Source organism: Ureibacillus sp. 179-F W5.1 NHS (genome assembly GCF_045369345.1).
Classification (GTDB): Bacteria; Bacillota; Bacilli; order Bacillales_A; family Planococcaceae; genus Ureibacillus; species Ureibacillus halotolerans.
Map to the genome: position 1 here is coordinate 40486 of NZ_JBIQFG010000022.1, position 13207 is coordinate 53692.

The window sequence follows — 13207 nt, forward strand, 5'->3', positions numbered from 1 at the left end:
TATGCAGATAATAGCTACAAAAGCTTAATGTTCAGTTAAGAACGGAGGAATTAAAATGAAATTAGTAATAAGAGAAACACTTGAAAGAATTATAGATTTAGAAGGATATGAAAGTAAAGAAGAAGCATTAGCGGAATTAAAACGTGCTTATAAAAACGAAGAAGTTGTTTTAGATTCGGACGATTTTGTTCATGTTGAATTTGAAGCATGTTGAGGTGAAAAATGAGGACTGCAATAATGCAGTCCTTTTTATTTAAATTGGTGATTTTCGACTACTCTCTAAATAATCATTACTCTACCGGAACCGCTGGAATTATTTTATCTGCTCTAGGAATTGGAGTAGGATAAGGACTACCAACCTCAGCAGAACTATCATAAGAAGGTGTTGTTTCATGGATATACTTTAGTGCTTCTTTATATTGTTTTCTTTGCAGCTCTTCAAATTGATTTGGAGACATATTTGATACACTTTTATAAAATTTTTCTTTATCTTCATCTGAAACATACATTTTTATTCCATATTCATTACTAAGCTTTTCTAAAATTTTCACATATGGAATAATGGCCAAATCAATATCATTATTGTTGTCTTTTGTTTTTGCATTAGGAGTAGAAGTTGAACAAAATACAGATACTAGCAAAAGGGCTAATGAAATATTCAATATTTTCTTCATGTTTTATCTCCTTTTTATTACTCATTATAAATCATTTTAATAAAAATTAAACAAATTAATTCGAAATATCTGGAAAATTTTAAAAACAGACATACTTAAAGCATGTCTGTTTTTAATTGTTAATTCGCGTAGAATGTTAAATTTGCAGTTAAAGCATAAGCAAGCGCAACTCCATTTGCATCTTCTGGATGACCATAAAGTGTGACTTTACAACTTTTTCTATCACTACTTAAACTATGAAATTTTCTATCAACTTCCCAATGAAAACCGGAATGAGACCAAGTTGTACCATATGAATTAATACTTTGATATGTGAAAGTTCCTGGGTTTCCTGTAGAGCTAAAAACAGTTGATTTTAAATAAGCTGAAGTGTTGTAACTTAAAGATTTGTATTGTGTAATATTTTCAGTTATAGATAAAGGAGTAACTATTGGGTTTTGAATTAGTATCATTGAGATCTTGTTTTAAGTATTCTTGATACTGTTCTCTTTGTTTTTTCTCAAATTCTTCAATACTCATATTCTTTACTCTGTCATAAAAATAATCTTTCTTTTCCGGATTAATATAAAATTCCACTCCATATTCCTTTGAAAGTTTATTTAGTATTTCTTCATACTCACTTAAGGGTGCTGTTTGCGTTTCAATTTGGCTTGCGGATGCATATGAATTTAAAGATAGAGAAACGCCTATCCCCATGAATAGTGCAAATACTAATTTAAAAACGTGTTTCATATAAACAACCTCCAAGTAAAAAATTTACCCTAAAATGGTATTAATTGTATTTTAATGTAAAATTTTTAATTTTCAATATTGTAATAATTACTATTATTCAAAGACTAGGTACAAGGAGAAAGGTTAAAATATCTCAACTTATAACAATACTTTCTAAACCATTTGATTTTTTGATTCAATAGTAACGATTAGAAAAGTTAAAATATGATATTCTTCAGCAATTGAGCACTAATTTTGAATAAATTTAAACCCCGTTCTTATTTAGACCGGGGTTTTTGTTTGTATGAATTTTAAAATTAGATTATTTTACTATTATTTAATAATTTATTTAGCTTGTACTGCTACATTTTCAATAACATAAGTATTTGTTGTAGAGACGTTGAAATGATTGATGAATATTGTTTTTTCATTATCCGCAACTTTAGTAGTATTCTTTAAAATATTCATAATTAACGAGATAATTTCATTTTTTTCAGCTGCAGCGATTAAATCGGATAACATGATTTCAGCTAAAAGAGAATCACCATCCTTTTTAAATGGATTGAATTGAACTCTTCCTAACCACTGGTTATTTAAAATTGAACCTGCCCATCCATATAACTCGTACGTTAATGATTCATCATTGGGCTTTTGATACATATACACTTGTGGAGTTAAAAAATGTAATCCTTCAAAAGACGTTAATTCATTTTTATGCTCTCGGATAATATTCTCTTCATATTTATGAATATAAGCATAACATCCACCGTAGTATGCAATTTCGTTAAATGAATTGGTAATAACCTCATATAAATCCTGATCCATTGCAGTTAATACATCAATTGCGAATTCATTACATATTTTCACATTTAATACTTCAGGATGTTCCTTGAATAATGTACGAATTATATTGGGTATTTCCTGAATTACTTCTTCATAAGTAATGGGTTCTTTTGGAGTTTCTAACAAGTCTTCATTTTCTTTCATTGTTTCATTCATTACAAGATATCCTTGTAAAAACATTAGATTAAACATCCTATCCAAATCCTCAAAAATCCAAGAGTTTCTCTCATTATTTTCAAGATTCATCGTACATTTTTTATAATAATATATGAAAATGTTATCTATATCATTTTGAAACTCAGGTTCTTGAAACTTTTCTTTTAAAATTTTAGTGTATTTTTTTACAAGATCCACTTAATGTTCCTCGCTTTCATCTTCATAACTAATTGTTGGTACATCATCTACTAATAACCATTGGCCATCTTCCAACTTAACAGTATTTTCATAATATATAGAGCTGTTATCTTCTAAAGTATATTTACGAAAAAATACAGCTTCGTCAGCAATATCATTTTTTTCAGAAGTTGTTGTTACATACGATTTTAATTTGCTATTTAAATTATCAGTGAACAATTGTTGTATAGTGCTAAACATGTCAATACGAGCATCTTCATCTTCTGGTAACTGTTCAATAAAATATTCATGTAAATGGGGTGTTATTAAGTCCAATAATTCTTCGCTATCAATAGCCCCGGAATGATAATTGAAAAATACTTCTGAAATAAATGCACTAAATTCATTAATATCAGTGTATTTATCTTTCTTTTCGATTTCGATTTTTTCTAACTCTTCGACATTCACATTATCTTCGATATTTTCTACAGCATCTTCAGGTTTAACAGTCTCCATTTCCTCCATCAACTTTTTTTGTTCTTCTGAAATCTCATCCTCTTTCTTTTCTGTTTTAGTACTTTCTTCTGCTTCCTTTATTTCTGGAATTGCATCCTCTAGACAACCGTTCAATATTGATAGAGAAAATAATAAGCCACTTGCAATAAGTGATGTTCTTATCAGCCCTTTTTTATTAACGGTACTCAAAATTAACCCTCCTTAAACCAAATCGCTCATTACTTAATAAATGAATCAGTTTCGTGTATTCGTTATCAGAAAGAAATTCGAGAAAGCGATATATTTCATAGTGCGGTCGCTTTAATTTCAAAGCTAAAACTACTATCTCCTTAATACCGTATAATGCAAACTGAAGGTTATTTGTAGTAATGGATATACCTGTATAATCTTCAAATAAATTTGCTAAAGTTAATGCAGCTTCATTTGAAAGATGTGAATTAGGAATTCGAATAAAGTTTTTCCTTTGCTCTGCAAACAAACTAATCCAAAGCATATAAACATTCATATTGAGTAGAGATGGTGAAATGGCAATAATTTTATTGTCAAATGTCCAATCATTGACTGGTTTCATCCAAACTACTGAGGACGAAGATGTTAAAAAGTATTTTATGCAAGGAATAGAGCTTTCCAAAAAAATTATAGGCGAAACTTCTAATTTTCTTCTTGAGGATAATATCCAACCGCCTGCAACACCTGGAGGAACCGTTACAAATTCAACAATAGCTCCTTTTTCGGAAAAATTAATGATGTTCTGTAATTACCTGTTGAGTGGATTTTCCCTCGGAGGCGGTGGCTTTAGTGCAGGCTTTAGTTTACGCAATGATCTACACGCCAAAAATATGACGTTTGGTAAAGACATCTATCAATATCAAATGGACGGGGTTAAGCTCATGGTGTCTAAAGGATGGTTTGAAGAACCACCAAAAATGGATGTATAAAAGAAATATAAAGACGGATTGATAATAAAATTGCTAATGGAAAAGACGTTAAGTAAGAATAGTTATTTAAAGATTGGCGCTATCCTTGGAACGAGGATAAGCGCCAATTTTCTTTTCTAAACTGGAGTCTATAAATGATTTGGTATTTTCTTGAAACTTATTTTAAAAATTATCGTATAAAAATAAGAACATAAAAAAATTTAGACGTAATTATGTAAGTTTAAGGAGTTTTAATAATGACAACCAATCGAAAATATTTCATCGCAATACTAACTGTAGTAGTCACGCTTTTAGCTGCCTGTGGCAATTCATCTGATGAGTCAAAGGTTGAATCGAACAACGAGTCATCCAATAGTAACTCGACACAAAGTGTAGATAATAATACAGCAGATACAAATGAGAATGCCGAAACGGTCACGGAAAGTGCGGACAACAGCGAGTTAAATAACCAAGAAGACAATGCTTCTAATTCATCTCTAGGGTCAACGCCTAGTAATCAAAAGGATGAATATCTTAAGCAACTTAATGAGATGGAAGAAGCAGATCGAAATGAAGAAGCAAAAACAACGATGGTTGAAATGGAAGAACAAGAGGCGGAAAGATATAAAAAATGGGATGAATCATTGAATGAGATTTATGGGGTATTGATGGAACAGCTTAATACCAAACAGAGGGACCAATTAAGGGAAGAACAGCGGAAATGGATTGAACATAGAGATGCAACTGCAAAAGAATCATCCCTTAAATATAAAGGGGGTTCGACGGAATCATTAGAATATGTGGCAACCCAAGCAAGTCTTACGAAGGAAAGATGTTATGAGCTCGTTGCAAAATATATGAAGTAGTTTTGCAACTAACACTTTAAGGAGGGACTTGATGAAAACATATAAAATCATTTTATTAGCAATCTTGGCAGGTATCTATTCGGGCATATTGGATGATTTTGAACTTCATTACATGATCAGAGTACTTTTATTAATCGTTTTAGTGTTTATAACTGGATTTGTATTAAATACTATTGGTCGTAAACCAAAAGATTAAAAGTTAATAGTTTCAACTGAAGTGCTAAACTAAATGTAAAATACTTTTTTCATAATATGAATGGTAACTAGAAGGGAGTGAACTATGCGCAGATATCAATATTTCCAACTCACCCAATCATTGAAATGGAGGAAAGGATATTGATGACAAATTTATACACAGAAAGATTACTTTTAAGAAAAATGAGGACTACGGATTCTGCTAGTTTATTTAAAATTTGGTCGGACCCAGAAGTGGCTAAATTTATGAATATCGATCCATTCACAGAGGAAAGCCAAGCGGTAAATATGATTTCCCATCTTGATAAACTAGCTCATGATAATAAAGCGATTCGTTTTTCAATTATTAAATTAAGCACCAATGAATTGATTGGTTCTTGTGGTTATAACTTTTTAGATTTTGAAAATGAGAAGGCAGAAATAGGGTATGATATTGCGAAAGAACATTGGGGGAATGGCTATGCACCAGAAGCAATTAGTGCCCTTGTTGAAAATGCTTTTAATACGCTGAACTTAAATAGGGTGGAAGCGAAAGTGGAGCCTGAAAATATAAATTCCATTAAAGTTCTGGAAAAGTTGAATTTTACGTGGGAAGGTACCCTTAGACAAACAGAAAAGTCAAAGGGGAAGTATATTGATCTAAAAATCTTTTCGAAACTAAAATCCGATTAACCGATTCGCCTATATTTCACTAAAATGAAATATAGGCTTTTTTATTTAAGGATGGAACGCCATGGTAAATGGTTAATTTCTCCATTCTTTTCACTTTCAGCATTGCAAGTATTTTTAATCTGTCTTTTTATTGATATAATGTCTAATGTTGGAATTAGTAATGGTGAAGGAGGATGACAAATGGGAGCATTAGAGTTATTAACAGGTATTATACCACTTCTTATTTTATTCATTATTTATGTCGTACCGATCGTTTTTGTGATTTGGTTTGCCCTAACGGTAATAAAACTACAAAAGGAACAGATTCAACTATTAAAATCTATCTCTGACAAATTAAAATCTTAATGAATTAGATTGAGTTGGAACTCTATTAAAATAATACTAAGTATTTGAAGCATTTCTTTGTAATAAGAAGTGCTTTTTCTTTTGGGATAAAATGATGGATAAATATATAGGACAATAAAAAAATGATTAAAATCAATAATAATTTATTGTAAAACGATAAATTCTATGTTAAATTCAAATGGACAAATAATAAAGTGAGGTGCTTTTTATGAAAAGAGGGTCAACACTCTTTTTAAAGACAGCCGTTGTTCTGATGGGAGTCCCAGTTCTTCTTTTGTGCATTTTTTAGTGCCTGAGATTGCCAACTTCGCAGCAGAACTATATCCCGATCATACGTATTTAAAATATCTTGTTTTTCTTGTGATGTATGCAGCAGCCATACCGTATTACATTGCGCTGTACCAAGCTTTTAAACTGCTTAGCTATATTGATAAAAACGATGCCTTTTCTCAAATTTCTGTAGAGGCTTTAATGAAAATAAAATATAGTGCCATTTCGATTAGTGTGATCTATGTGTTAGGGTTGCCGCTCTTTTATCTCATCGCGGAGAGGGATGATGCTCCAGGGGTTATCCTTGTCGGATTAGGTTTAATCTTTGCTCCATTGGTCATTGCTGTCTTTGCCGCTGTGCTCCAAAGACTTTTACAAGAAGCGATCAATATGAAATTAGAAAATGATTTGACGGTCTGAGGTGAAAAACAATGGCAATTATTATTAATATTGACGTCATGTTGGCGAAAAGGAAAATGAGCGTAACGGAGCTTTCTGAAAAGGTTGGAATCACAATGGCGAACTTGTCGATTTTGAAAAATGGTAAAGCAAAAGCAATCCGATTATCAACTTTAGAAGCGATTTGTAAAGCGTTGGATTGTCAGCCTGGAGACATTTTAGAATATCGAAATGATGAAGGAAACGACAATGACTAAAGTTGGAATCGTTAAGTTGGAAAGGGAAAGTAAGGTCATAAGAGCTTTCATACAGCTTACCCACTTCGGTTGGGAGCAGGCTCTATCTTGTTTATTTCCGGTCGTCATTTTTTCCGCTTTAGCTATAACCCAATTCATTCCATTGCCTTTTTTACCACGGTATGACTGGTTACTTATCATTTGCTTGTTGATGCAATGGTGGATGTTACGTTCCGGACTTGAAACGAAGGATGAATTAAAGGTGATTACATTATTCCACTTGATTGGTCTTGCCCTTGAAATTTTTAAAGTCCATATGGGCTCCTGGTCTTATCCAGAAGAAGGCTATTTTAAAATTTTTGGAGTTCCATTATACAGTGGATTTATGTACGCAAGTGTTGCGAGTTACTTATGTCAGGCATGGCGAAGAATCAAGGTCGAATTAGTGAAATGGCCACCTTTCTATATCGTAGTTCCATTGGCAGCGGCCATTTATTTAAACTTTTTTACCCACCACTATTGGATTGATATACGTTGGTGGTTATCAGCACTTGTTCTCATCGTCTTTTGGCGCTCCTGGGTTTTCTATGAAGTAAATGGAACGCGTTACCGTATGCCCATTGCACTCTCCTTTGTCCTCATCGGGTTTTTTATATGGATAGCAGAAAACATCGCCACGTTTTTCGGTGCTTGGCAATATCCGAATCAAACAAATGCGTGGAGCCTTGTGCACCTAGGGAAGGTCAGTTCATGGCTTTTACTAGTCATTGTTAGTTTCCTAATTGTAGCAACGTTAAAACGGACAAAGGGGAAGAATGCAACGAAAGTAAATGATGTTCATTTAAATCAAAACTAACAATAAAAAGTCGAATTTCTCTTATAACGAGGGTTCGACTTTTTGTTTGTTTTGCAGGAGGCTCCTTTCGTTTAGACATACTTATTTTGGTAATACTGAACTTATAAAATTAATGAAAGAGGTGTAAAGCGATGCCACGAAAATCTGCTCAAAATAACGAAGAATCCGAAAACGAATTGGTACCATTCCCAAACACAGAACAAAAGCAAGGAGAAGTAGAGGACCTTACCCGGATGTTAGCAGCTGTATTGGAATATTTGTCCGATGACAGTAACGAAGAAATCGATGTTGGCTACCTGTTCGATAGTACGGAAGGTTTACGAGAATGGTGGACACAATATCAGGAAAACAACCGAAAAAAAATTGAAGATGAAATTACCGCATCTTTAGGTGAATTAACTTTGGAAGATTTAAATAAAATTCGTGATCAAGTAAAAGGAAAAAAAGGGTAGGCGTTTTTTAATAAACTGTTCGCTTTCCCTTTAGAGTAAGGAATATAATGGATATATATGTAAAGGGGGATGATTATGGTTTATATTGCGCTTCTTCGAGGCATTAACGTTGGTGGAAATAATAAGATTGATATGAAGTTACTTAAACAAACCTTTGAACGAGTCGGAATGAACGATGTAGTCACCTACATCAATACGGGGAATATTATTTTTTCAAGCGAAAGCTTATCAAAAGATGAACTATCAATGATCTTGGAAGAAGCGATACATAATGATTTCGGATTACAAATTAAAGTCATGGTACGAAGTGTCGATGATGTAAGAGAAATCATGAACGCGATTCCGGACACATGGAAAAATGACAAAGAAATGTCCAGTGATGTAATGTTTTTATGGGATGAAGTGGATAATGAATCGGTCCTTGAAAACATCGTCATGAAACCGAATATTGACACAGTAAAATATACTCCAGGGGCCATTCTATGGTCGGTGGATAAGAAAAATATTACGAAAAGCGGAAAGTCAAAAATCATTGGAACGAAGCTATACAAACAAATGACAGTGAGAAATGTGAACACCGCTCGTAAAATTTACGAACTGATGCAAGCTCAAAATAGTTAGTAAAAGAAAAGAAAGTCTATGAAACGATAAAGTTCAGAGACTTTCTTTTTTTCTGAATTCTAAATTTTAATCCATTGACAGTAAGTAAATTTTGGGGTACATTTTTGATAATGATAATCGTTTTCAATTAAACATAATGATAATTTAGAAGGGTAGGAATACATATGAAAAACAAAAAGTCATTTTTATTCATGTTAACGTTTGCGATTGTGGCCATTTTTGCATTAGTAGGCTGCTCGAGTGATTCTTCAAAAAAGGAAACAGAAGAAAAGGATTCAACAGCTTCGACTGAAACAGATTCCCAATATCCAATGACGATTAAACATGCGTTAGGGGAGGCTGTTATTAAAAGTAAACCAGAACGAGTTGTGACAATCCAATGGGGAAATCAAGATGTGGCTTTAGCTCTTGGTGTAGTACCAGTCGGTTTTTCAGCGGCAAACTTTGGTGTTCAAGATGATAGCGGTTTATTACCATGGACAAAAGAAAAGTTAGATGAACTAGGGGCAACAGACCCGAACGTTTTCCAAGATACAGATGGTTTAGATTTTGAAGCAATTTCCGATGCAGATCCGGACGTTATTCTTGCTGCATATTCTGGTATTACAGCTGAAGATTATGAAACATTAACGCAAATTGCTCCCGTAGTCGCTTATCCAGATGCACCATGGGCAACAACTTGGCGTGAACAAGTGGAACTTAATGCACAAGGTATGGGCATGAAAGAAGAAGGCGAGCAATTAATTAAAGATATCGAAAGTTTAATTGATGAAAAATTATCTGCGTACCCTCAAATCGAAGGGAAAAAAGTTGTGTGGGTGAACTTCTCAGCAGATGATTTATCCCAATTACATATTTATACGCCAATTGATTCCCGTGTGTCCTTCTTAAAGGAGTTAGGTCTGACGTATCCAGAAAGTGTAACGGAACTGATTACGGATCCTTCAAGCTACTCATTAAATTTAAGTGCTGAAAACGTTGAAGCCTTATTTGATGCAGACATTATCGTTGGTTATGGCGATGATGCCCTTTACGAAACAATTAAAGCGGATCCTTTACTTGGAAAAATTCCAGCTGTTGAAAGAGGTTCTGTCGCGTTTATTACAAGTGATACGCCTCTAGTTGCAGCGGGTACGCCAAACCCACTTTCAATCGAGTATACAATTGATGAATATTTAGAATTAATTGGTGGGGCAATTGATAAAATTGAAGAATAATCATTACGACTCTAACAAAAAGAAACTAGATTTACATGTACCGAAACATTTTTCCCTCATTTTAACGGTTGGATTTATTTTATTAATCGTCACGATCATTGCTTCTTTAGTATTAGGGGCTCGGGTAGTGAGTTTCCAAGAATTAATGGATGGGTTATTTTATCAAAATCAAGATTCTTACGGTGCCAACGTAGTGCAAAAGCGAATGTCACGGACAGTTTTTAGTTTGTGTTGTGGTGTTGCGTTAGGGATTGCGGGCGTACTAATGCAAACAGTGACCCGTAATCCATTAGCTGACCCGAGTATTTTAGGAGTCAATACAGGTGCAGCGTTGTTTGTAGTAGGTGGTATTTCATTTTTTAATATTACGACAGCAAGCCAATATATTTGGTTAGCTTTAATCGGAGCTGCCGTCACAGCAGTTTTCGTATTTGGAATAGGCTCTATGGGGCGTGGTGGTGCAACGCCAATTAAATTAGTGTTAGCTGGAGCTGCAACTACTGCAGCTCTTTCTTCGCTTGTCACAGCCATTATGATTCCAAGTCAATATGCAATGGATCAATTTCGCTATTGGCAAGTAGGAAGCGTTGGCTCGGGATCGTGGGATTCCATCACGATTTTCATTCCCTTTTTACTAATTGGGGTATTGATTGCCTTTGTATCCGCACCGGCATTAAATGCCTTAGCATTAGGTGACGATGTGGCATCTGGCCTCGGTGTACGACCTGGTGTGGTGCGGGTATTTGCAATTTGCGCGGGGGTTATTTTATGTGGCGTAACAACTGCTTTAGCCGGTCCTATCGGTTTTATCGGTCTTTTAGCTACCCATGCGATGCGTTTAGTAATTGGACCAGATTTACGCTTCTTAATTCCGATGTCAGCCTTAGCTGGGGCAATTATTTTAACGATTTCTGATGTGTTTGGTCGATTGCTTGGAAGTCCTGGAGAACTAGAAGTTGGTATTGTGACAGCCTTTATTGGCGCACCTATCCTCATCTTACTAGCAAAAAGATCGAAGGTGAGGTCATTATGAGAAATCAGACGGTTGAAACGAATTTTATCGTAAAAGGAATGCGTCAACGAAGAAGACGTTGGATTTTTGTTACGAGTTTATTAAGTATATTAGCAGTCATCCTTTGTGGTGGGATGCTTTTATTAGGAAACACGATTTATCCAGTAGATGTCGTTATTCGTACATTAATGGGGGAAGATATTGCAGGGGCTAATTTTGCCATCAATACAATTCGTCTTCCCCGAATGATTACGGGCTTATTTGCAGGATTTGCCTTTGGGGTAGCAGGTTACATTTTTCAAACGATGTTACGTAACCCATTAGCGAATCCAAATATTTTAGGTATTACATCCGGTTCCAGTGTGGCCGCTGTATTTTGTATAATCGTCCTCCATACAAGTAATACCGTTGTATCGATTGCGGCAGTCGTTGGGGGATTAATTACAGTCATTGTGATGTATCTTTTATCCCGTGGTCGTTCCTTTTCAATTGGTCGTTTAATCATTATTGGGATTGGGATGCAAGCGATGTTAGATGCGGTCATTTCGTACTTGATTCTGAAAAGTGCCCAACAAGATATTACGGTAGCTTTAAGGTGGTTAAGTGGGAGTCTAAATGGTTCCAAAATGAGTGAAGTACTTCCGTTAATTTTAATTGTCGTTATTTTCACACCTATACTACTTGCCCTTGGTAAACAGTTAAACATGCTAGAATTAGGGGAGCAAATGGCAACTTCTCTTGGCATCGCTACCGATAAATTGCGTATTACTTTAATCGTAAGTGCCGTATTTATCATTGCGATTGCGACAGCAACAACGGGACCAATTGCCTTTGTTTCCTTTTTAGCAGGACCAATTGCGAATCGACTAGTTGGTGCTAGTGTGTCAAATATTCTCCCAGCAGGTCTAGTCGGAGCGAATCTCGTATTATTTGCAGATTTAATAGGACAGTTTGCATTTGAATATCGATTCCCAGTAGGGGTGATTACCGGATTACTCGGAGCACCTTATTTAATTTATCTGCTAATTCGAATGAACCGAAAAGGAGAATTATAATGAGCAACACACATGTTTTTCGAGCAGAACGTCTTGTTTCTGGCTATGATCATAAGACGATCATTCATGGAATTGATCTCGACATTCCACAAAATAAAATCAGTGTCATTATCGGTGCAAATGGTAGTGGGAAATCAACCCTTTTAAAAACGATGGCCAAACTGATTAAACCGACAGAAGGTGATGTCACGCTAGATGGGAAAGTGATTAACAAATATCCGCCGAAGCAATTGGCCCGTATGTTAGGCCTTCTCCCGCAATCACCAGTCGTTCCGGATGGGATTACGGTGGCCGATTTAGTCGGTCGGGGAAGATTTCCGCACCAATCATTATTTAGTGGATGGTCGAAACAAGATTATGAAGCGGTAGAAGAAGCGATGGAATTTATGAATATTATTGAATTTGCGAATCGCGATATCGACGAACTTTCAGGTGGTCAAAGACAACGGGTTTGGATTGCGATGGCCCTTGCCCAACAAACCGATATTTTACTGCTAGATGAACCGACTACCTTTTTAGATATTACGTATCAAGTTGAAATTTTAGATTTACTTACAAATTTAAACCGTAAATATGGTACGACGATTGTTATGGTATTGCACGATATTAACTTATCAGCCCGGTATGCAGACTATATTTTTGCGGTAAAAGAAGGAAAGCTGATTGCAGAGGGAAAAACGACAGAAGTGCTAACGAGTGATTTAGTCGAATCGGTTTTCGACTTAAACTGTGTTGTCATTCCAGATCCCGTTTCTGATACGCCATTAGTCATTCCAAAAGGGCGTTATCATGTAAAAGATGGGGATATTTAAAACATTCAACAAATCACCTCTATATGAAAAATAGAGGTGATTTTCTCTTTAAGGGTTTAAATTAATTATGGAGAGGGTATAGGAAAAATTGGCGCTAAGGTTAATGAAACCTTTCATATAAAGAGAACCACTAATGTCGCATAAATTTTAACTGAATTTTCAGTCTTCTACCTTTTTCGTTTTAGAAGAAAAACAAAGACACTTG

20 protein-coding genes and 1 pseudogene are annotated in these 13207 nt (G+C 34.9%); 15 read left to right on the plus strand and 6 right to left on the minus strand.

Annotation, left to right across the window (positions count from 1 at the left end; all coding sequences use genetic code 11):
* The first annotated feature begins 55 nt into the window (after positions 1-55).
* Entirely contained in the window at positions 56-214 is a 159-nt protein-coding gene (locus tag ACH0B5_RS11045) for a DpnD/PcfM family protein (protein ID WP_122971674.1), read from the plus strand.
* A 76-nt stretch (positions 215-290) separates the two neighbouring features.
* Here ACH0B5_RS11045 and ACH0B5_RS11050 read toward each other — a convergent pair whose 3' ends face one another.
* The 6 genes from ACH0B5_RS11050 to ACH0B5_RS11075 all read right to left on the minus strand — a co-directional run bounded on the left by ACH0B5_RS11050 (position 291) and on the right by ACH0B5_RS11075 (position 3648).
* Positions 291-674 (minus strand): hypothetical protein, encoded by a 384-nt coding sequence (locus ACH0B5_RS11050; protein ID WP_122971675.1) that lies wholly within the window; start codon positions 672-674, stop codon positions 291-293.
* A 119-nt stretch (positions 675-793) separates the two neighbouring features.
* Complete coding sequence (locus tag ACH0B5_RS11055) at positions 794-1126, minus strand: hypothetical protein (protein ID WP_122971676.1); 333 nt, start codon at positions 1124-1126, stop codon at positions 794-796.
* Positions 1080-1406 (minus strand): hypothetical protein, encoded by a 327-nt coding sequence (locus ACH0B5_RS11060; protein WP_122971677.1) that lies wholly within the window; start codon positions 1404-1406, stop codon positions 1080-1082. Before ACH0B5_RS11060 ends, ACH0B5_RS11055 begins: the two co-directional genes overlap by 47 nt.
* 324 nt (positions 1407-1730) lie before the next feature.
* Positions 1731-2384, minus strand: coding sequence for a hypothetical protein (locus ACH0B5_RS11065; protein ID WP_406927831.1), 654 nt, complete (start codon positions 2382-2384; stop codon positions 1731-1733).
* 198 nt (positions 2385-2582) lie between these two features.
* Positions 2583-3266 carry a hypothetical protein gene (locus ACH0B5_RS11070; protein ID WP_122971679.1) on the minus strand — a complete coding sequence of 228 codons (684 nt, stop codon included), beginning with the start codon at positions 3264-3266 and terminating at the stop codon, positions 2583-2585.
* Positions 3253-3648 (minus strand): hypothetical protein, encoded by a 396-nt coding sequence (locus ACH0B5_RS11075; RefSeq protein WP_122971680.1) that lies wholly within the window; start codon positions 3646-3648, stop codon positions 3253-3255. The genes ACH0B5_RS11070 and ACH0B5_RS11075 overlap by 14 nt, the downstream gene beginning before the upstream one ends.
* Between ACH0B5_RS11075 and ACH0B5_RS11080 the strand changes: the two genes are divergently transcribed.
* From ACH0B5_RS11080 to ACH0B5_RS11145, 14 genes and pseudogenes are all read left to right on the plus strand, one after another.
* A complete protein-coding gene (locus ACH0B5_RS11080; RefSeq protein WP_206613374.1) occupies positions 3635-4015 on the plus strand; it encodes a DUF3231 family protein in 381 nt (126 codons plus the stop codon). The two genes, ACH0B5_RS11075 and ACH0B5_RS11080, sit on opposite strands and share 14 nt — an antisense overlap.
* Positions 4016-4251: 236 nt before the next feature.
* Positions 4252-4860, plus strand: a complete 609-nt coding sequence (locus ACH0B5_RS11085) for a lysozyme inhibitor LprI family protein (RefSeq protein WP_122971682.1) — start codon at positions 4252-4254, stop codon at positions 4858-4860.
* Between the two features lie 31 nt (positions 4861-4891).
* Entirely contained in the window at positions 4892-5056 is a 165-nt protein-coding gene (locus tag ACH0B5_RS11090; protein ID WP_158599680.1) for a hypothetical protein, read from the plus strand.
* Positions 5057-5196: 140 nt separating this feature from the next.
* Positions 5197-5727 (plus strand): GNAT family N-acetyltransferase, encoded by a 531-nt coding sequence (locus tag ACH0B5_RS11095; protein WP_122971683.1) that lies wholly within the window; start codon positions 5197-5199, stop codon positions 5725-5727.
* Positions 5728-5907: 180 nt separating this feature from the next.
* On the plus strand, positions 5908-6072 hold the full coding sequence (locus ACH0B5_RS11100) for a hypothetical protein (RefSeq protein WP_158599681.1): 165 nt from the start codon (positions 5908-5910) through the stop codon (positions 6070-6072).
* Between the two features lie 208 nt (positions 6073-6280).
* Positions 6281-6762 (plus strand): annotated as a pseudogene (locus tag ACH0B5_RS11105) (DUF2975 domain-containing protein).
* 11 nt (positions 6763-6773) lie between these two features.
* A complete protein-coding gene (locus ACH0B5_RS11110) occupies positions 6774-6998 on the plus strand; it encodes a helix-turn-helix domain-containing protein (protein WP_122971685.1) in 225 nt (74 codons plus the stop codon).
* A 37-nt stretch (positions 6999-7035) separates the two neighbouring features.
* Positions 7036-7833, plus strand: coding sequence for a DUF817 domain-containing protein (locus ACH0B5_RS11115; RefSeq protein ID WP_122971700.1), 798 nt, complete (start codon positions 7036-7038; stop codon positions 7831-7833).
* 131 nt (positions 7834-7964) lie between these two features.
* On the plus strand, positions 7965-8285 hold the full coding sequence (locus ACH0B5_RS11120; protein ID WP_122971686.1) for a hypothetical protein: 321 nt from the start codon (positions 7965-7967) through the stop codon (positions 8283-8285).
* A gap of 75 nt (positions 8286-8360) precedes the next feature.
* On the plus strand, positions 8361-8906 hold the full coding sequence (locus tag ACH0B5_RS11125) for a DUF1697 domain-containing protein (protein WP_122971687.1): 546 nt from the start codon (positions 8361-8363) through the stop codon (positions 8904-8906).
* A gap of 164 nt (positions 8907-9070) precedes the next feature.
* Positions 9071-10123 carry an iron-siderophore ABC transporter substrate-binding protein gene (locus ACH0B5_RS11130; RefSeq protein WP_122971688.1) on the plus strand — a complete coding sequence of 351 codons (1053 nt, stop codon included), beginning with the start codon at positions 9071-9073 and terminating at the stop codon, positions 10121-10123.
* Complete coding sequence (locus ACH0B5_RS11135; protein ID WP_241559298.1) at positions 10104-11156, plus strand: FecCD family ABC transporter permease; 1053 nt, start codon at positions 10104-10106, stop codon at positions 11154-11156. The genes ACH0B5_RS11130 and ACH0B5_RS11135 overlap by 20 nt, the downstream gene beginning before the upstream one ends.
* Complete coding sequence (locus tag ACH0B5_RS11140; RefSeq protein WP_122971689.1) at positions 11153-12190, plus strand: FecCD family ABC transporter permease; 1038 nt, start codon at positions 11153-11155, stop codon at positions 12188-12190. Before ACH0B5_RS11135 ends, ACH0B5_RS11140 begins: the two co-directional genes overlap by 4 nt.
* Positions 12190-13002 carry an ABC transporter ATP-binding protein gene (locus ACH0B5_RS11145; RefSeq protein WP_406927832.1) on the plus strand — a complete coding sequence of 271 codons (813 nt, stop codon included), beginning with the start codon at positions 12190-12192 and terminating at the stop codon, positions 13000-13002. Before ACH0B5_RS11140 ends, ACH0B5_RS11145 begins: the two co-directional genes overlap by 1 nt.
* The last annotated feature ends 205 nt before the right edge of the window (positions 13003-13207 follow it).